This is a genomic window from Streptomyces sp. M-16 (assembly GCF_052114405.1).
Classification (GTDB): Bacteria; Actinomycetota; Actinomycetes; order Streptomycetales; family Streptomycetaceae; genus Streptomyces.
The window spans coordinates 1-18,048 of record NZ_JBFRER010000144.1 but is presented as its reverse complement, the minus strand read 5'-3'; the positions used below and the strand labels follow the sequence as shown (position 1 = coordinate 18,048).

The 18,048-nt window shown below is 73.8% G+C and carries 16 protein-coding genes; 9 read left to right on the top strand and 7 right to left on the bottom strand.

Annotated elements, in window-relative coordinates:
• The first annotated feature begins 565 nt into the window (after window positions 1-565).
• Both AB4039_RS37425 and ptsP read left to right on the top strand, forming a co-directional pair.
• The gene (locus AB4039_RS37425; RefSeq protein ID WP_266837674.1) at window positions 566-1,015 is read left to right on the top strand and encodes a PTS glucose transporter subunit IIA; all 450 of its coding nucleotides are present in this window, start codon (window positions 566-568) and stop codon (window positions 1,013-1,015) included.
• Between the two features lie 74 nt (window positions 1,016-1,089).
• On the top strand, window positions 1,090-2,760 hold the full coding sequence (gene ptsP, locus AB4039_RS37420) for a phosphoenolpyruvate--protein phosphotransferase (RefSeq protein WP_442272850.1): 1,671 nt from the start codon (window positions 1,090-1,092) through the stop codon (window positions 2,758-2,760).
• A gap of 70 nt (window positions 2,761-2,830) precedes the next feature.
• Here the strand turns inward: ptsP and AB4039_RS37415 are convergent, their stop codons facing one another.
• Window positions 2,831-3,739, bottom strand: coding sequence for a hypothetical protein (locus tag AB4039_RS37415; RefSeq protein WP_266837678.1), 909 nt, complete (start codon window positions 3,737-3,739; stop codon window positions 2,831-2,833).
• Between the two features lie 58 nt (window positions 3,740-3,797).
• Window positions 3,798-5,774, bottom strand: a complete 1,977-nt coding sequence (locus AB4039_RS37410; protein WP_442272849.1) for an acetoacetate--CoA ligase — start codon at window positions 5,772-5,774, stop codon at window positions 3,798-3,800.
• 211 nt (window positions 5,775-5,985) lie between these two features.
• Between AB4039_RS37410 and AB4039_RS37405 the strand changes: the two genes are divergently transcribed.
• Window positions 5,986-8,334: a glycoside hydrolase family 31 protein gene (locus tag AB4039_RS37405; protein WP_442272848.1), complete on the top strand. Its 2,349-nt coding sequence runs from the start codon at window positions 5,986-5,988 to the stop codon at window positions 8,332-8,334.
• A gap of 146 nt (window positions 8,335-8,480) precedes the next feature.
• Entirely contained in the window at window positions 8,481-9,041 is a 561-nt protein-coding gene (locus tag AB4039_RS37400) for a hypothetical protein (protein WP_266837684.1), read from the top strand.
• Between the two features lie 212 nt (window positions 9,042-9,253).
• Here AB4039_RS37400 and AB4039_RS37395 read toward each other — a convergent pair whose 3' ends face one another.
• Window positions 9,254-9,763, bottom strand: a complete 510-nt coding sequence (locus AB4039_RS37395; RefSeq protein ID WP_266837686.1) for an NUDIX domain-containing protein — start codon at window positions 9,761-9,763, stop codon at window positions 9,254-9,256.
• Window positions 9,764-9,785: 22 nt separating this feature from the next.
• On the opposite strand from AB4039_RS37395, the gene AB4039_RS37390 reads away from it, so the two are divergent.
• From AB4039_RS37390 to AB4039_RS37375, 4 genes are all read left to right on the top strand, one after another.
• Window positions 9,786-10,475 carry a M15 family metallopeptidase gene (locus AB4039_RS37390; protein WP_442272847.1) on the top strand — a complete coding sequence of 230 codons (690 nt, stop codon included), beginning with the start codon at window positions 9,786-9,788 and terminating at the stop codon, window positions 10,473-10,475.
• 13 nt (window positions 10,476-10,488) lie between these two features.
• On the top strand, window positions 10,489-10,827 hold the full coding sequence (locus AB4039_RS37385) for a DUF962 domain-containing protein (RefSeq protein WP_266837690.1): 339 nt from the start codon (window positions 10,489-10,491) through the stop codon (window positions 10,825-10,827).
• Between the two features lie 63 nt (window positions 10,828-10,890).
• On the top strand, window positions 10,891-11,343 hold the full coding sequence (locus tag AB4039_RS37380) for a Zn-ribbon domain-containing OB-fold protein (protein ID WP_442272846.1): 453 nt from the start codon (window positions 10,891-10,893) through the stop codon (window positions 11,341-11,343).
• A 41-nt stretch (window positions 11,344-11,384) separates the two neighbouring features.
• Window positions 11,385-12,575, top strand: coding sequence for a lipid-transfer protein (locus AB4039_RS37375; protein ID WP_266841486.1), 1,191 nt, complete (start codon window positions 11,385-11,387; stop codon window positions 12,573-12,575).
• 272 nt (window positions 12,576-12,847) lie between these two features.
• Here the strand turns inward: AB4039_RS37375 and AB4039_RS37370 are convergent, their stop codons facing one another.
• From AB4039_RS37370 to AB4039_RS37355, 4 genes are read right to left on the bottom strand one after another with little or no spacing between them, the layout of a single operon-like run.
• Entirely contained in the window at window positions 12,848-13,474 is a 627-nt protein-coding gene (locus AB4039_RS37370) for a GTP-binding protein (RefSeq protein WP_266837694.1), read from the bottom strand.
• Window positions 13,455-13,889, bottom strand: coding sequence for a DUF742 domain-containing protein (locus AB4039_RS37365; RefSeq protein ID WP_266837696.1), 435 nt, complete (start codon window positions 13,887-13,889; stop codon window positions 13,455-13,457). Before AB4039_RS37365 ends, AB4039_RS37370 begins: the two co-directional genes overlap by 20 nt.
• 10 nt (window positions 13,890-13,899) lie before the next feature.
• Entirely contained in the window at window positions 13,900-14,337 is a 438-nt protein-coding gene (locus AB4039_RS37360) for a roadblock/LC7 domain-containing protein (RefSeq protein WP_266837698.1), read from the bottom strand.
• Window positions 14,334-17,267 carry a nitrate- and nitrite sensing domain-containing protein gene (locus AB4039_RS37355; protein WP_442272845.1) on the bottom strand — a complete coding sequence of 978 codons (2,934 nt, stop codon included), beginning with the start codon at window positions 17,265-17,267 and terminating at the stop codon, window positions 14,334-14,336. The genes AB4039_RS37360 and AB4039_RS37355 overlap by 4 nt, the downstream gene beginning before the upstream one ends.
• A 376-nt stretch (window positions 17,268-17,643) precedes the next feature.
• On the opposite strand from AB4039_RS37355, the gene AB4039_RS37350 reads away from it, so the two are divergent.
• On the top strand, window positions 17,644-18,042 hold the full coding sequence (locus tag AB4039_RS37350; RefSeq protein WP_442272844.1) for a hypothetical protein: 399 nt from the start codon (window positions 17,644-17,646) through the stop codon (window positions 18,040-18,042).
• The last annotated feature ends 6 nt before the right edge of the window (window positions 18,043-18,048 follow it).

Below are 18,048 nucleotides of genomic sequence, written 5' to 3'. Positions count from 1 at the left end.
CTTCTGGCGTTGATTTTTGGCACGCTGTTGAGTTCTCAAGGAACGGACGCTTCCTTTGTACTCACCCTCKCGGGCTTTCCTCCGGGCTTTCGTTCTGTGTTCTTGCGTTTCCGACTCTATCAGACTCTTTCGTGTCCGATTTTCCTCGGYGCTTTCGAGGTTCTGCGCTTTCGCGCTTTCCCTTTCCGGCGATCCAAACTCTAGCAGTGGATTTCTGCCTCTCCGACCACCGTCCGTTTGCCGAAAGGGCGCGCGGAAAGTATGGAGATTGAGAGTTGCACTGCTTGAGGAGGAGTCCCGTCCATCGGTTGTTCGCGAGAAGTTCACACGACACGTCCTGGCGGGAGTCACGACAGTACAGGCCCCGTGGTGCCCAAGCAAATCGATTCACGCGTATGGTCTAGTCCACCGGTCTAGTCCACTAGTCTCCGTGCCGAAGGGCCAGCCCGGATCGGGACCAGCATCGGGCGAACCCGAACATCCTGTGACATATCCTTCCGAGAGTACGCCGTTCGCGACAGGTAGTGACGGCGACACGAAGAAGCCCCACCCCTGGGAGGCCCCCATGACCAGCGTGACGTCCCCACTTGCCGGGCGTGCCATCGGACTCGCGGCAGTGCCCGATCCGGTGTTCTCCGGCGCGATGGTGGGACCGGGCACCGCTATTGATCCCGTGCGCGAGCCGTCGGAGGCGGTGGCCCCCGTGGACGGTGTGATCGTCTCTCTGCACCCGCACGCGTACGTGGTAGTCGACGATGAGGGCCACGGTGTGCTCACGCACCTCGGGATCGACACCGTCCAGCTCAACGGCGAGGGCTTCGAGCTGCTCGTGAACAAGGGCGACACCGTCACGCGCGGCCAGGCGGTCATCCGCTGGAACCCCGCCGCCGTCGAGGCCGCCGGCAAGTCCCCGGTCTGCCCGGTCGTGGCGCTCGAAGCGACCGCCGACTCCCTCTCCGACGTCGTCGAGTCCGGGGACGTCAAGGCCGACGACGTCCTTTTCGGCTGGCAGTGACGCGTCCGCCCGTACGGGCGAGTCGGACATCCACCGCGGCGGCTGGGCCCGCCGCTCAATCGGAGACGGGTGAAATGGAGACAACGCTGCGAGGCGTCGGCGTGAGCCACGGTGTGGCGATCGGCGAGGTTCGGCACATGGGCACGGCGGTTCTCGAACCGCCGGCCAAGCAGATCACCGCGGACGAGGCGGGGCGCGAACAGGGGCGCGCCCGTCAGGCCGTGGAGGCTGTATCGGCCGACCTGATCGCGCGCGGCCAGCTGGCCGGTGGCGAGGCTCAGCACGTGCTGGAGGCCCAGGCGATGATCGCCACGGACCCCGAGCTGATGGCGGACGTGGACCGGCGGATCGCCGTCGGCAGCACGGCCGAGCGCGGTATCTACGACGCGTTCGCCTCCTACCGCGACCTGCTCGCGGGGGCCGGCGAGTACATGGCCGGGCGGGTGGCCGACCTGGACGACGTGCGCAACCGCATCGTGGCGCGCCTGCTGGGCGTTCCGATGCCGGGCGTGCCGGACAGCGACGAGCCGTACGTGCTCATCGCCCGGGACCTGGCGCCCGCCGACACCGCTCTGCTCGACCCGGCGCTGGTCCTCGGTTTCGTGACCGAGGAGGGCGGGCCGACGAGCCACAGCGCGATCCTGGCGCGTGCGCTGGGCGTGCCGGCGATCGTGGCGCTGCCCGGTGCCGGTGAGATCGCCGAGGGCACGGTCATCGCGGTCGACGGCAGCACGGGTGACCTGTTCGTCGAGCCGACCGCGGAGAAGCGGGCCGAGCTGGAGGCCGCGGCCGCCGAGCGGAAGGCGGCGCTGGCCGCCTCCTCCGGTCCGGGCGCGACCTCGGACGGTCACAAGGTGCCGCTGCTGGCCAACGTCGGCGGTCCGGCGGACGTGCCGGCGGCCGTGGAGGCCGGGGCCGAGGGCGTGGGTCTGTTCCGCACCGAGTTCCTGTTCCTGGACGACAGCAAGAAGGCGCCGTCCGAGGAGAAGCAGATCGAGTCGTACCGCAAGGTGCTGGAGGCCTTCCCCGAGGGCCGTGTGGTGGTGCGGGTGCTGGACGCCGGTGCCGACAAGCCGCTGGACTTCCTGACGCCGGGCGACGAGCCGAACCCGGCCCTGGGGGTGCGGGGTCTGCGCACCCTGCTGGACCACCCGGACGTGCTGCGCACGCAGCTGACCGCGCTGGCCAAGGCGGCCGAGGGCCTTCCGGTGTACCTGGAGGTCATGGCCCCGATGGTGGCCGACCGGCTCGATGCCAAGGCCTTCGCCGACGCCTGCCGCGAGGCCGGTCTGCGGGCGAAGTTCGGTRCGATGGTGGAGATCCCCTCCGCCGCGCTGCGGGCGCGCTCGATCCTGCAGGAGGTCGAGTTCCTGTCGCTGGGTACGAACGACCTCGCGCAGTACGCCTTCGCCGCCGACCGTCAGGTGGGTGCGGTGTCGCGGCTCCAGGATCCGTGGCAGCCGGCGCTGCTCGACCTGATCGCCATGTCGGCCGAGGCCGCAAGGGCGGAGGGCAAGAGCTGTGGTGTGTGTGGTGAGGCCGCTTCGGATCCGCTGCTGGCCTGTGTGCTGACGGGTCTGGGCGTCACCTCCCTCTCCATGGGTGCCGCTTCGATTCCGTACGTGCGGGCGACGCTCGCCAAGTACACGCTCGCGCAGTGCGAGCGCGCGGCCGCGGCCGCGCGTGCGACGGACAGCGCGGATGAGGCCCGGGCGGCCGCCCAGGCGGTGCTGTCCGGCGAGTAGCCGTGGTGCGTGTGATCGATCGAGGGGCCTTCGCCGGTGGCGGGGGCCCCTCGGTCGTGTGCGGGGCCGGTCAGTGGTGGGGGTCGGGGAGGTCCACCTCGTAGCCCGGGCAGTATTCGACGCCCGGTTCGGGTGCCACGGGCTCGCCGGTGTCGGCGTCGGTGCAGTAGGCGTCGAAGACCGAGGCGGCGTTGAGGGCGATCAGGCGCCCCCGGTCGAGGCGCCAGCCGTGGACCCGGTCGCGGAAGCCCTCGGTGGTGCTGCGGAGCACCAGTCCCCCGGCGGCGCCGAGGGCGAGGCCGGCGGCGAGGACGGTCGCGAATTCGAGGCCTTCGGGGCCTTCGATCCGGGGTGGGCCGCAGGGGTCGTCGGGTGTTTCGGCGTGGAGGACGGCGAGGAGCTGTTCGTCCGGGGCCGGGACGCTGCAGACGAGGTGGTGGTGGCCGGGGCCGGCCACGGCGAGGAGCCGCCGGAGGATTTCGGTGGCCCGTTCGAAGGAGGCGCGGCCGATGTCGGTGCCGCAGTCGGCGCATTCTCCGGCGCGGGCGAGGAGCATGCCCGCGTACTCCCTGGTCGCCTGCCGGAGGGAGGCGTCGACCAGGAGGGGGACCAGTTCCTCGACGGGCTGGCCGGTGTAGGGCAGGCCTCCGGGGCCGCCGAGTCCGGCGGTGAAGCGGGTGCGGGCCGCGGCGGTGTCCGGGTCGAGGCCGTGCTCGGCGCAGTAGTCGGCGTACTCCTCGGGATCGAAGAGGGCGACGGTGGTGTGGACGCCCTCGGCGGCGAGGGTGCGGAGCAGGGCGTCGACGTGGCGGAGGTAGTCGGCGTAGGCGTCGTGGTGGTCGAAGCAGAAGCTGCGGTAGTCGCGCATGGCCGCGAAGTCCCCGGGGTCGGCGAGGAGGCCGACGGTGCTGGGGACCTCGCGGCGCAGCGTGCCGTTGATGTCACGGGTGGTGCGCGAGGTGTCCGGTGTGCCCTTCATGGTTCCCCCTGAGTGGTGCGACGGCTTGCTCACTCAGAGTAATCGCGGGCACTGACAGTCACGTGCGGGTGCGGGCCAGCTCCTCGTAGAAGGCGAGCAGGTCCGGGTTGTCGACAGAGCCCGGGTTGACGGCCTTCTCCAGGGGGGTGCCCTGGAGGAGCCGCTTGACGGGGACCTCGATGCGCTTGCCGGTCAGGGTGTGCGGGACGGCCGGGACCTCGATGACCTCGTCGGGGACGTGGCGCGGGGAGAGCTGCTCCCGGATGGTGGCGGCGATCTTCTTGCGCAGCGCGTCGTCGAGGACGGCACCGGGGGCGAGGTGGACGAAGAGCGGCATCCAGTAGCCGCCGTTGGGCTCCTCCAGGCCGATGACCAGGGACTCCTTGATCTCGGGGAGGCGTTCGACGGCCTCGTAGATGTCGGCCGAGCCCATCCGGACGCCCTGCCGGTTGAGGGTGGAGTCGGAGCGGCCGTGGATGACGACAGAGCCGTGGTCGGTGATCGTGATCCAGTCCCCGTGGCGCCAGACGCCGGGGAACATCTCGAAGTAGCTGTCGCGGTAGCGGCTGCCGTCGGGGTCGTTCCAGAAGTGGATCGGCATGGACGGCATGGGGGCCGTGACGACGAGTTCGCCGACCTCGCCGGTGAGCGGCTTGCCCGCGGGGTCCCACGCCTGGAGGTCCGTACCGAGGCAGGCGGCCTGGAGTTCGCCGATGTGGACCGGGAGGGTGGGTACGGCGCCGGCGAAGCAGCTGCACACGTCGGTGCCGCCGCTGACGGAGGCGATCCAGAGGTCCTCGGCCACTTCGTCGTGGAGCCAGCGGAAGCCGTCGGGCGGGAGCGGGGAGCCGGTGGTGGCGACGCACTTCACGGCGGAGAGGTCGAAGTCCCGGGAGGGGTGGACCTCGGCCTTGCGGCAGGCCATGACGTAGGCGGCGGAGGTGCCGTAGAGGGTGGCGCCGGTGCGCTCGGCGATCCGCCACTGGGCGCCGGTGTCGGGGTAGCCGGGGCTGCCGTCGTAGAGGACGACGGTGGTGCCCGTCAGCAGGCCGGAGACGAGGAAGTTCCACATCATCCAGCCGGTGGAGGTGAACCAGAAGAACCGGTCCTCGGGGCCGAGGTCGCAGTGCAGGCCGAGCTGCTTGAGGTGCTCCAGGAGGATGCCGCCCTGGGACTGCACGATCGCCTTGGGGGCGCCGGTGGTGCCGGAGGAGTAGAGGATCCACAGCGGGTGGTCGAAGGGGACCGGCTCGAAGACGGGCTCGGTGTCGGCGGAGGTCAGCTCCGGCCAGGGGCGGGTCCCCTCGGGAGCGGGGGTGCCCAGCAGCGGGATGTGGACGACGGCGCGCAGCGAGGGGAGCCCGTCGCGCAGTTCGGCGACGGTCTCGCGGCGGTCGTGCTCCTTGCCGCCGTAGCGGTAGCCGTCGACGGCGAACAGGACGACCGGCTCGACCTGCTCGAAGCGGTCGAGGACGCTGCGGGCGCCGAAGTCGGGGGCGCAGGAGGTCCAGACGCCGCCGACGGCGGCGGTGGCGAGGAGGGCGACGACGGCTTCGGGGATGTTGGGGAGGTAGCCGCTGACCCGGTCGCCGGGGCGGACGCCGAGGGCGCGCAGTTCGGCGGCGAGCGAGCCGACCTGGCGGCGCAGTTCCGCCCAGGTGACGGGGGTGGGTTCGTGGGTCTCGTCGACGTGGAGCAGGGCGGGGTCCGCGGCGCGGGCCGGGTCCTCGGCGGCGCGCAGGGCGTGCTCGGCGTAGTTGAGGGTGGATCCCGTGAACCAGCGGGCGCCGGGCATGGTGCGGTCCGCGAGGACGGATTCGTAGGGGGTGGTGAAGCGGATCTCGAACCACTCGGCGACGGCCTGCCAGAAGGTGTCGAGCTCGTCGACGGACCAGCGCTGCAGGGCCGGGTAGCCGCCGTCGGCGGGTGCGCCGAAGCGGTCCGCGGCCCAGGCCTGGAAGGCGGTGACGCGGGCTGCGGCGATCCGGTCGGGGCTCGGGGACCAGAGGGGTTCCGGCTGGGTGGCTGAGGTCATGGGTCGGCTCCCGGTCAAGTCTGTGGATCGCGCTTCGTGTGCGTACGGTGCCACCGCTGCGCGGGTGTGTGCGCGGCGGCTCACAGGGACCATGCCATGTGATCGACATCCGCACCAGAGCTGTCCCGGGCGGTCGGGTGTGATCGTTTTCCGGGTGAACGGCAGCTGAACGCCTCCCGCGGGCCGGGGGGCCGGTGGCAGGGTGAGCGGCATGGACGGTCGTGATCTGGTGCGTGCGGTGAAAGAGATCGGTACGGCGCGCGGGCGCCGGGCCTGGCGCTCGGCCTGGAGCCACCGGCGGGCGGACGCGGAGGGGCTCCCGCGCCGGGGTGCGGAACGGGCCCGGGTGCCGGGGCTGCTGACGGGGACGCAGGCGCGGCCGGGCGGGGGCGTGCTCCGGTTCGCGCGGTCCGAGCTGCTGGTACGGGTGACCGTGGGCGGGGCGGTGTTCTGGGGCTGGGACGGGGCCGAGCCCACGCCCTCCTACGCGGTGGTGGGCGGCGGCCCGGAGCCCGATCCGCGGGCGGTGCTGGAGCCGGACACGAGCGGCGGCTGGCGGGTGGTGTCGGAGCGGGTGACGGTGGCGGTGTCCCGGCACGGGGCGGTGGAGGTGCGGACCCCGGGCGGGGCGGTGCTGCGGCGGGAGCTGCCGCCGCGCTGGTGGGATCCGGTGACGGGGCCCGCCGAGGGCGGGTCCCGGTGGCTGCAGCGGGCGGAGGTGCCGGCGGACGCGCGGTTCTTCGGGCTGGGCGGGCGGGCGCGGGGCCCGCGGCTGCGGGACGGGGAGTACCGGCTGTGGAACACGGATCCGAAGGGCGGGTTCGGGCCGGACACCGATCCGCTGTACATCACGATGCCGGTGCAGGTGGTGGTCGCGGACGCCGGGACGCACCTGGCGTTCTACGACAACACCTGGGACGGGCGGGTGGGGCTGCGCGGCGGCGAGGAGGGGGCCGGTTCGGGCCCGGACCGGCCGGGGGCCAGCGAGCTGCGTCTGGAGGGCGGCCCGGCGCGGTGCTGGGTGCTGGTGGGGACGCCGGCGCGGGTGCTCCAGGGGTGGGCGGGCCTGACGGGCGCGGCGGCGGTGCCGCCCGAGTGGGCCCTGGGGTACCAGCACGCGCGCTGGGGGTTCGGGAGCGCGGCGGAGGTCCGGCGGGTGGTGGACGGGTACGCGGAGCGGGGGCTGGCGCTGTCGGCCGTGCACCTGGACATCGACCACTACGACGCGCACCGGGTGTTCACGGTGGACCGGGAGGCGTTCCCGGACCTGCCGGGGCTGGCGGCGGAGCTGGCGGAGCGGGGGGTGCGGCTGGTGTCGATCGTGGATCCGGCGGTGAAGGCGGGGGACGCGGTGCACGCCGCGGGGCTGGCGGTCGGTGACCACGGGGCGTTCGTACGGGACGCGCGGGGCCGGGAGGTGCGGGGGGAGGTCTGGCCGGGCGAGTGCGCCTATCCGGACTTCACGGATCCGGCGGTGCGGGAGTGGTGGGGCGGGCTGTACGGGGAGCGGCTCGCTCAGGGCTTCGCCGGGTTCTGGCACGACATGAACGAGCCGGTCTCGTTCGCGCCGTGGGGGGACGCGACGCTGCCGCGGTCGGCCCGGCACGTGCTGGAGGGGGCGGGCGGGGACCACCGGGCCGGGCACAACGTGTACGGGCTGTCGATGGCGCGGGCCGGGTGGGAGGGCCTGGTGCGGCTGCGGCCGGCGGAACGGCCGTTCCTGTTCTCCCGGTCGGGGTGGGCGGGGATGCAGCGCTACGGGGGCACCTGGTCCGGAGACGTGGAGTCCGGCTGGGACGGGCTGCGGGCCTCGCTGGCGCTGGTGCTGGGCCTCGGGCTGTGCGGGGTGCCGTACTCGGGGCCCGACGTGGGCGGCTTCGGGGGGTCGCCGTCGCCGGAGCTGTACCTGCGGTGGCTGCAACTGGGGGCGTACCTGCCGCTGTTCCGGACGCACTCGGCGATCTGGGCGGGCCGGCGCGAGCCGTGGGAGTTCGGGCCGGAGGTGGCGGAGCGGGCCGCGGAGGTGCTGGCGGAGCGGGAGCGGCTGCGGCCGTACTTCGTGACGCTGGCCCACCTGGCGCGGCGGACCGGGGCCCCGTACGTGCGGCCGCTGTGGTGGGGGGCGCCGGAGGACCGGGTGCTGCGGGACTGCGAGGACGCGTTCCTGCTGGGGGACGCGCTGCTGGTGGCGCCGGTCCTGGAGTGCGGGGCGGACCGGCGGGCGGTGCGGTTGCCGCGCGGGCGGTGGTACGACACCGCCACGGGGGCCGCGCACGAGGGGCCCGCGCAGGTGCTGCTGGACGCCCCGCCGGGACGGACGCCGGTGCTGGCGCGGGCGGGGGCGGTGCTGCCGGTACGGCGCCGGGACGGGACGGTGGGGCTGGAGGCGTGGGCCCCGGCCCGGGGCCGGACGGGCGGCGGGGTGGTCATCCGTGACCCGGGCCCGGGGTTCGAGGCGGGCGAGGTCGAGCGGTACACCGTGCGGTGGGCCGGGGACGCGGTGGTGGTGGAGGACGAGGCGGGCGCGACGGTGCGCGGCGTCGAGCTGCGGGGGCTTTGAGGGCTGTGAGGGCTGTGAGGCGCGGCGGGCGACGGCCCGTCGGGCGGGCGAGCGGTGCCTGAAACGGTATAGCGGCGCTATAGGCCGGCGGGACAGCCTGTGGGGCGGCGGCGGGCGTGCCGCCCCGATCGGACAGGGAGTCAGTGATGGTCTTAGCCGGCACCACGACGCGGCCCCACGCAGCGAACCGACGCCTGCCGGGCGGGGTGCGCAGACGGGACCTGGCGCCGGGTGCGGAGGTGGTCGGCGCCTGGCAGCTGGTCACGGTGTGGGCGCTCCTCCTGGTCACCGGGCAGCCCTCGGGCGGGTCGTTCGCGGAGCTCGGGCTGACGGCGGTGGCCGCCGTCGCGGCGGGGTTCCTGCACGGGCTGCTGTTCGTCAAACCCCTCGCGGTGCTGGGCCGTTGGACGGCCCGGCTGAGCGCGTGGCCGGAGCCGGTCGCGGTCGCGGTCCTGGTGGCCGCGCTGTCGGTGCCGCCCGCCCTGCTCGTCCACCGGTGGCTCGGGACCGGGCCGCAGGCCCTGCCGGGCTTCGGGCACGTCTGGGCCTGGACGGCACTGAGTGCGGTGCTCCCGCTGCTGGCGGGGGCGTACCTGCGGGCACGGCCCGTTCCGGCGCGGGCGCTGTGGGCGCGGGGTGCGGTCGTCGCCGGCACGGTGGTGGGCGTGGTGACGCTGGCGTCGCTGGTGATGGACCTGCCCGTGTAGGGCCCCTGCGCGCCGGCCGCGCGGCGGGCCGGACGAGACGGCCTGGGCCGTCCCGTCCGGATCTTGCCGGTCGGGCCCGCGTCGTCCGGTGCCGTGCATCGGCGTGTTGGCGGGGCGCCCTCGTGGTGGACGTATTCGGGTGCCCCGCCGACGCGGCGAGGTGCGGTGCCGGGCGGCGGCGGGCCAGGCAGGATCCGGAAGAGGCGGGCCGGCTAGGCGTAGCGGCCCGCGAACCAGGCGGCCGCCGCCCGGGTGTGGAGCGGGAAGGCCAGTTCGGCCGGTTCGCGCAGGACGTGCCAGCCCGTCGTCTCGTCGGTGGCGGCCGAGGGCGGCAGGGCGGATATCGGGCGGGGCGGCAGGAGGCCGAAGACGAGCAGGTGGCCGGCCGGGGAGCTGAGGACGTCGGCCAGGGCGACCTCGCCGGCCGGGGCCTCGATGCCGGTCTCCTCGCGGAGTTCGCGGACGACCGCCTTCCGCCAGTCCTCGCCGAAGTCCACGAACCCTCCGGGCAGGGCGACGCCGCCGAGGGCGGGTTCGATGGTGCGGGTGATGACCACCAGCCCGGTGCCGGAGGCGTCCTCGACGGGGAGCAGGGCGATCGCGACCGGGAGCGGGTTCCGGTAGGTGACGGCGCCGCAGGCGGCGCACGTCCGGGGCCAGAGCGCGGTGTCGAACCGGGCTCCGCAGGTGGAGCAGTGCGAGTCCTTCAGCTGTGCCGGCATGCGGCGATGGTATTCCAAGGGCATGAGGATGCTGGTGGTCGCCGCGGTGCTGGCCGGGCTGGCGGTGCCCGCGGGCGCGCAGGGCCGGCTCGCGGGGTTCGTGGCGTTGCGGGACGTGGATCCGGGCATCGGTGAGGACATGCGGTACGCGGGCCCGCGGAACTTCACGGGTGCGGTCGTGGACGGCTACGCGGAGCCGGTGTGCCTGCTGGCCCGGCCGGCCGCCGAGGCCCTGCGCCGGGCGCAGCGGGAACTGCTGCGCGGCGGCTACGCGTTGAAGGTGTACGACTGCTACCGGCCGCAGCGGGCGGTGGACCGGTTCGTGCGCTGGGCCGGGGAGCCGGACGATCCGGCGGCGAAGGCGGAGTACTACCCGCAGGTGGACAAGGGCCGCCTGATCCCTGAGGGGTACATCGCGGCGAAGTCGGCGCACAGTCGCGGGAGTACGGTCGACGTGACGCTGGTCGCGCTGCCCGCCCGCCGGGAGGTGGACATGGGGACGTCCTTCGACTTCTTCGGTCCGGCCTCGCACACGGACTCCCCGGAGGTCACGGCGGCTGCGCGGGCGAACCGGCGGCTGCTGGAGCGGGTGCTGGGGGCACAGGGGTTCGTGAACCTGCCCGAGGAGTGGTGGCACTTCACGCTGCGGCCCGAGGCCTTCCCGGACACGGCTTTCGACGTTCCGGTGTCTGTCGCCGCCGGGCGGCCCTGAGTAGCGTGCCCGTATGACTTTCGGATCGTACGAGGAGTTCTGGCCGTACTACGTCGCCATGCACTCCCGGGCCGCCACGCGGTGGGTACACCTCTGCGGGACGCTGTCCGGGCTGGCGCTGACCGTGTACGGGGTGGCGCGCGGGCGTCGGCGGTACCTGGCCGCACTGCCCGTGATCGGGTACGGGGCCGCGTGGCCCGCGCACTTCCTGATCGAGGGGAACAACCCGGCCACCTTCGGGCATCCGGCCTGGTCGCTGCGGGGGGACGCGCAGATGATCCGGATGATGCTGGCCGGGCGGGACGCGGAGCTGGACATGATCGCGCGGAAGTGGCTCGCCGAGAACCGGTGACCCCCGGCGCCCGCCGTGGCAGACTTCTGACGCTTCGTCAGATGATGCTGTCCGGGAGGGGTCTTGGAACGCACACGCACACCCGTCGTGCAGGGATGGTTCACGGAGGCGGACGCGGAGGGCGGCTTCCGCCTGCTCGGCACCCGGTGCTCCGCCTGCACCGCGGTGTTCTTCCCGCGCGAGGACGCCCACTGCCGCAATCCGCACTGCCCCGGCGGCGAGCTCGCCGAGGTCCCGCTGTCGCCGCGCGGCCGGGTCTGGTCCTACACCGACGGCCGCTACCGGCCGCCCGCACCGTACGTGTCCGATCCGGCCGCGCCCTGGGAGCCGTACACCCTCGTCGCGGTGGAGCTGGAGGCCGAGGGGATGGTCGTGCTCGGGCAAGGGGCTCCCGGGGTGACGGTGGCGGACCTGGAGGTCGGCATGGAGGTCGAGGTGGTGGGCGGCGTCCTGCACGAGGACGCCGCGACCACCTGGCTGACCTGGCAGTTCAAGCCGGTGGGAGGGGCCTCGTGAGCGGGGACCGGGCGGGCGGGGACGGGCCAGGCGGGGCTCCGGTGCGCGGCGAGGTGGCCGTCCTGGGGGCCGGCATGCACCCCTGGGGCAAATGGGGGCGCGGCTTCGTGGAGTACGGACGGGCCGCCGCCCGGGCCGCGCTCGTCGACGCCGGGCTGGAGTGGACCGACGTCGATTCCGTCGTCGGGGCCGACACCGTGCGCTCCGGATATCCGGGCTACGTCGCCGGGGCCACCTTCGCGCGGGCCCTCGGCTGGCAGGGCGCCCGGGTGACCAGCGTGTACGCGGCCTGCGCCTCGGGGGCCCAGGCCATCGGGGCGGCCCGGGCGCAGATCCTGGCGGGGCTGGCGGACGTGGTGCTGGTGGTGGGCGCCGACGCGGCCCCGAAGGGCTTCTTCGCCCCGGCCGGTGGCGAGCGGCCCGACGACCCGGACTGGCTGCGGTTCCGGATCCTGGGGGCCGTGAACCCGGCGTACTTCGCGCTCTACGCCCGCCGCCGCATGGCCCTGTACGGGGACACCGGTGAGGACTTCGCGCAGGTCAAGGTGAAGAACGCGGCCGCGGGGGCGCTCAACCCGAACGCCCGCTACCGCAAGGCGGTGACCGCCGGGGAGGTGGCGGCCTCGGCGGTGGTGGCCGATCCGCTGCGGCTGCTGGACATCTGCGCCACCTCGGACGGGGGCGCGGCCCTGGTGCTGAGCAGCATGGAGTTCGCGCGGGCGCGGGGGGCGGCGGACCCGGTGCGGATCCGGGCGGTGTCCACGGTGACGCCCACGTATCCGCGTACCGTGCTGGACCTGCCGGACATCGCGACCGACTCGGCGGTGGCGGTGGCGCCCGCCGCCGGCTCCTTCCGGGCGTCGATCGCGCGCGCCGCCTACGAGGAGGCGGGGCTGGGGCCGGGTGACCTGTCGCTGGCCGAGGTGTACGACCTGTCGACCGCGCTCGAACTGGACTGGTACGAGGACATCGGCCTGTGCGGCGAGGGCGAGGCGGTCAAGCTCCTGCGGGAGGGGGCGACCGCGCTCGGCGGGCGGGTTCCGGTCAACCCGAGCGGTGGGCTGGCCTCCTTCGGGGAGGCGGTGCCGGCGCAGGCCATCGCCCAGGTGTGCGAGCTCACGTGGCAGCTGCGGGGTACGGCCGGGGCGCGGCAGGTGCCGGGCGCGCGGGCCGGGATCACCGCCAACCAGGGGCTGTTCGGCCATGGTTCGGCCGTCGTGGCGGTGCGCTGAGGGGGCGGGGGGGAGGGCGGCGGGAAGGCGGCGGGGGCCGTGAACTGGGTGTGTTGTCGGGGTCCTTGACGGCCCCCGGTGGCGGGTTCACACTCTGTCCACGGTCCCGCGCCGCGAGCGGGAGCCCCGGATCCCCCCATGAGAGCTGCGGCCCGTACCCCAGTCGGCGGGGGTACGGGCCGCCTCCATGACGCGCGGGCGCGTCCGGAGGGAGCTCGGGCCCCGGACTCAAGCCGAGGGCGCTCGGGCCCAGGGCGCTCAGGTCCCGAAGTTCAGGCCCCTGCGCTCAGGCTCCTGCGGCGGGACCGGGCCAGGGACATGGCGTGTTCGACGACGCCCACGAGGACGTCCTTGACCGATTCCCGGTCCCTGGCGTCGCAGAGCAGGACCGGCACCTCCGGATCGAGGTCGAGCGCCTCGCGGACGGTGACCACGGGATGGCGCTCGGCGCCGTCGAAGCAGTTGACCGCGACGACGAAGGGGATCCCGCGCCGCTCGAAGTAGTCGATGGCGGCGAAGCAGTCGGCGAGGCGGCGGGTGTCGGCCAGCACCACCGAGCCGAGTGAGCCCTGTGCCAGCTCGTCCCACAGGAACCAGAAACGGTCCTGGCCCGGCGTGCCGAAGAGGTAGAGCACCAGGTCCTCGCGCAGGGTGATGCGGCCGAAGTCCATCGCCACGGTGGTGGTGCTCTTCCCCTCCACCCCGTCGATGTCGTCGACGGCGGCGCCCGGTTCGGACAGGCGTTCCTCCGTCCGCAGCGGACGGATCTCGCTCACAGCACTGACCAGGGTGGTCTTGCCCACCCCGAAACCGCCCGCGACCAGGATCTTCAGGGTCAGCGGCTCGACCGGCGACACGGCATGCATCGCGCCGGTGCGGCTAGAGCGCCCGAAGGCCATCGATCACCTCACGCAGAATGGATTCATCAGGCAGTTCGGCCGGGGGCACCGGCCTGGTCACGTGGACCAGTTCGTCGTGGACGAGGTCGCCGATCAGGACCCGGACCACGCCGATGGCGAGGTCCAGGTCCGCGGCGAGTTCCGCCACCGACTGTGGGCGTTCCCGGCACAGCCCGAGGATGTGGGCGTGCTCCGGGGACAGGGTCAGGTCCCAGACCGGATCGTCGGCCGCCGCTTCCGCGACGACGAGGGCGATCAGGTCCAGGCGGTGCTGCCCGGCGTGGCTGGTCCGGCCACGCGTCATGGCGTAGGGGCGTACGACGGGACCCGCGTCGTCGTCGAACCAGTGCGGGTGGCCGGTGTCGGGCTGGGTCCCCCGGAGATCGCCGGGTCGGTCCTGGCCTGGGTCGCTCATGCCGTCCGACTCACCCTCCGGCTGGCAGTCCTGTGCGCGGGGCGGTCGCCAGGTGGTCGCCGACGCGCTTGACCATCAGCGTCATCTCGTACGCGACCTGTCCGACGTCGGAGTCGGCGTCGGACAGGACGGCCAGGCAGCTGCCGTCGCCCGCCGCCATGACGAAGAGGAAGGCCTCGTCCAGCTCCACCACGGTCTGGCGGACCCGGCCGGACTCGAAGTGCCGGCCGACGCCCTTGGCCAGGCTGTGGAAGCCGGAGGCCACGGCGGCCAGGTGTTCGCTGTCCTCGCGGGTGATGTCCTTGGAGCTTCCGGTGGGCAGGCCGTCGCCGGAGAGGACGACCGCCTTGCGGATGCTGCCGACCTTGTCGACGAGTTCGTCGAGGAGCCAGTTGAGCGGGCCGGAGCCGCGGCCCCGGGTGTCGTTTCCGGTCTGCGGTGCGGTCATCGACCGTCCCCTTCGTTCTCGTGCGCGGGACCGCTGGCGGCGGGGGTGCCGGCCTCGGTCTCGGACTGCTGCTGTGCGTACTGGTCGCGGCCCGCCGTCCAGCCGCGCTGGAGGGCGGACATGCGCCGGCGCACGGCCTCCGCGTCGCGGTCGGTCACCGGGTCGGCGTCGGTCCCGGCCTCGGCGGGGGCCGGGCCGTTCTTGAGCTGGGGTGCGAGGCTCGCCTGGCGCACCCGGCGGGGCAGCCCGCCGGGGCCGGACGCGGGCGCCGACGGGGACGTACGCGGCTGCGCGCCCTCGTCGGCGCCGGGCAGCGGGCCGGTCGTGGCCGGGGAGCGGGAACCGGCGGTCGCCGGGCGGGGCTCGACGCGGCGGCCGTGCTCCGCGACCAGGGTCGGGGTGGGGTGTCGCCGGGGCAGCGGGACGGCCGCGCCCGTACGGGGGCCGTCCGGGCGCACCGGTTCCTGGTGGGGGCGTTCCAGGCGGACCGGGCCCGTGGGGGGCAGCGGCTCCCGTTCGCGCCCGGTGGCGCGGGTGCGGGTGCGGCCGGACTCCGCGTCGGTGTCCCGGCTCCGGTCCCGGTGGCGGTCCGCGCCGCGGTCGCCGATCCGGTCGCCCTTCCAGGCGCCGCGTTCGGGATGCCGGTCGCTGTGGGGGCGGTCCGCGGCGCTCAGCCCCAGCAGCGCGGTGCGCGAGATGCCGCCGGGCGGGGTCTCGTCGTCGAGGGAGGCCATGGGCGGGCGCCCGCCGACACCGGTGAGGCCCGGGACGCCGGGGGTGAGCTCGTCGAGGCCGTCCGGCCCGTCGAGGCCGAGCGCCCCGAGCGGCGCCTCCAGCTCGACCGGTCCGTTCAGCACGCCGGCGGCCAGCGGGCGGGCCGGCGCGGACGTGCGGTCGACGGCGGCGTGCACCGGCCGGTCGGACGGCTTGGGGGCGGCGGCCTTGACTCCCTTGGCGCCCTGCCCGCTCAGGAGGCCCGGGGCGGTCTTGGCGCCCTTGACGCCGTCGAGGCGGATGCCGGTGCCGTTGGTGTCGGGGGCCTCGGTGAGGAGCTCGGCGGGCAGGAAGACCACCGCGGTGGTGCCTCCGTAGGGGCTGGTCTGGAGGACGACCTTGACGGCGTGGCGGCGGGCGAGGCGGCTGACGACGAAGAGGCCGAGGCGGTCGGTGTCGGAGAGCTCGAACTCGGGGGTCTCCGCGAGCCGGAGGTTCGCGTCCAGGAGCGCCTCGGGGTTCATGCCGAGGCCTCGGTCGTGGATCTCCAGGGTGAAACCGTTCGCGACCCGCTCGCCGTGGACCTGGACGGCCGTGTGCGGGGGCGAGAACACCGTGGCGTTCTCCAGGAGTTCGGCGATCAGGTGGGTGACGTCCGCGACGGCCGGGCCCTCGATGCCCAGGCGCGGCAGCCGGCGGACCTCGATGCGTTCGTAGTCCTCCACCTCGGCGACGGCGGCCCGTACGACGTCCATCAGCTGGACGGGCTTGCGCCACTGGCGGGAGGGGGCGGCGCCGGAGAGGATCACCAGGCCTTCGGCGTGGCGGCGCATGCGGGTGGTCATGTGGTCGAGGCGGAAGAGGTCGGCGAGTTCCTCGGTGTCCTCGGTGCGCCGTTCCATGGTGTCGAGGAGGGTCAGCTGGCGGTGCAGGAGCACCTGGTTGCGGCGGGCGAGGTTCACGAACACCTCGGAAACGCCGCGGCGCAGCTCGGCCTGCTTGACGGCTGCCTCGACGGCGGCGCGCTGGAGGCTGTTGAGGGCCAGGCCGACCTGGCCGACCTCGTCCTTCTCGAATTCGAGCCGGGGCGCCTCGGTTTCCACGTCGACGGTCTCGCCGGCGGCGAGGCGGCGCATCACGCTGGGCAGCCGGACGCCGGAGGCCTCGTGGGCGTCCTTGCGCAGCTGCGAGAGGTCGCGGATGAGGTCGCGGCCGATGCGGACGGACAGGACGAGGGAGACGGCGAGGGCGATGAAGCCGAGGACGCCCGCGACGGCGGCCTGGACGAGGACTTCGATCGCGACCGGCTTGACGCGCTTTTGGTAGCGGTCGCCCGCGGCGGTGCCCATGGTGGCGAGGTCGTCGAGGACCTTGCCCGCGGCCTCGTCCCACTGGGCGGCGGTGACGGCGCGGGGGTTCTTGCCGGCGCCGGCGGCGATGAACCGTTCCTCCGCGTCGCGCAGGGCCTTGGTCTCCGGGCCCTTCCAGTACCGCTCGAAGAGGACGCGGTCCTCGGCCGGGAGGATCGCGAGGTTGAACTCGTAGAGCAGGCCGCGGTTGGCGGCGAGGTCGGAGACGTGCCGGACGTCGGGTGCGCTGACGTTGCGGGCGGCGAGGGACGCGGCGATGACCGCGTCCTCGCGCGCGAGGGTCTCGCGGGCGCGGGTGATGCCGACGAGGGCACGGCCCTGCTTGTCCATCTCCACGTTCTCCAGGGCGTGGAGGTTCATCAGGAACTCGTAGCAGGGGTCGACGAGCCGGCTGTAGAGCTCCAGGGCCTGGCCGGGGGCGAGGGAGCTGCGGTCGACGGAGCTGCGCAGCGCGGCGATGCCGTGGAAGGCGTCGAGGATGGAGCGCAGCCGGGCGCGGGCCTGCGGGGTGAGCTCGTCGGCGACCTTGGGGTCGCGGGCGCTCGCGGTGATCTCGCGGACCATGGCGTCGGTGGCGCCGCGGCTCTTGGTGAGTTCGGCGGTCGCGGCGGCGGCGGTGGGGTCGCCGATCACGACCAGGGTCTGGCGGCGTTCCTTCTGGATGACGCGGACGACGTCCTCGATCGGGTAGCCGACCTTGTCGATGACGTACGCGACGTCGAGGAGCTGGATCGCCTCCCGGCCGGTGATGACCGTGGAGAAGCCCCACAGGGCGGTCAGGGAGACGAGCGGCACCAAGAGCAACGCCACGATCTTCCGGCGGATGGACTTCCCGCGAAAGCGCATGGCCTCCCCAGCCTCCCCCAGCTCAACCCCCGTGCCGGAGGTCGGTGTTCCGTCATTTAAACGGCGTGAGCCTACTACTGCCGGGGCGCGCCTTCGAAGGCGTGTCCGGACGTTTTCGGTCTGACCCCCGGGCGATGATCACGAGTTGTCCGATACTTCCGGTCAAGTCCGGCCCGATATGTGGCAGATGACACTCACTGGGGCCTCGGTTCCCGCAATCGGATGGATGGCTGGAATTCTTCCTTCCGCGATCATTGTCGACGGTGCGGACGTCCGGGTTCCGGGAATCTCCGGGCGGTCCCGCACGTCTGACAGGACGAGGGTGCGGACGGGCACGGCGGGCATGGGCGGCCGCGGGGCGGGAAGTGAGCGGACCATGAGGATGTACGAAGAGGACGGCGCGGCGACGCGGATGCCGGGGCGGGGGCTGTGGGTGGAGGAACCGGCCCGCCGGCGCCGCATGCCGGACCCGGTACGGGCGTCCGCGGTGCGGGCGCTGCTGATCGTGGCGGTGACCCTGACCGAGGCCACGATCACCTTCTTCCTCGCGGTGACGGGCTCCTGGCTGGCCTTCCCGATGGTGATCTGCGGGATAGCCGGGACGGTCGTGGCCACCTGGGCGGTGCTGGACGTGTGGATCACCCGGCAGATGTGGAACCAGCGCGGCGGCGTGGTGTCCGAGCCGAGCAGCGCGGCCCGGGAGCGGGCGCGTGCACCGGGGCTCCCGGGCCGGGGCGTGGGCGACCCGCGCGGGGCGGCCCCCCGGCCCCGGTAGCCACGG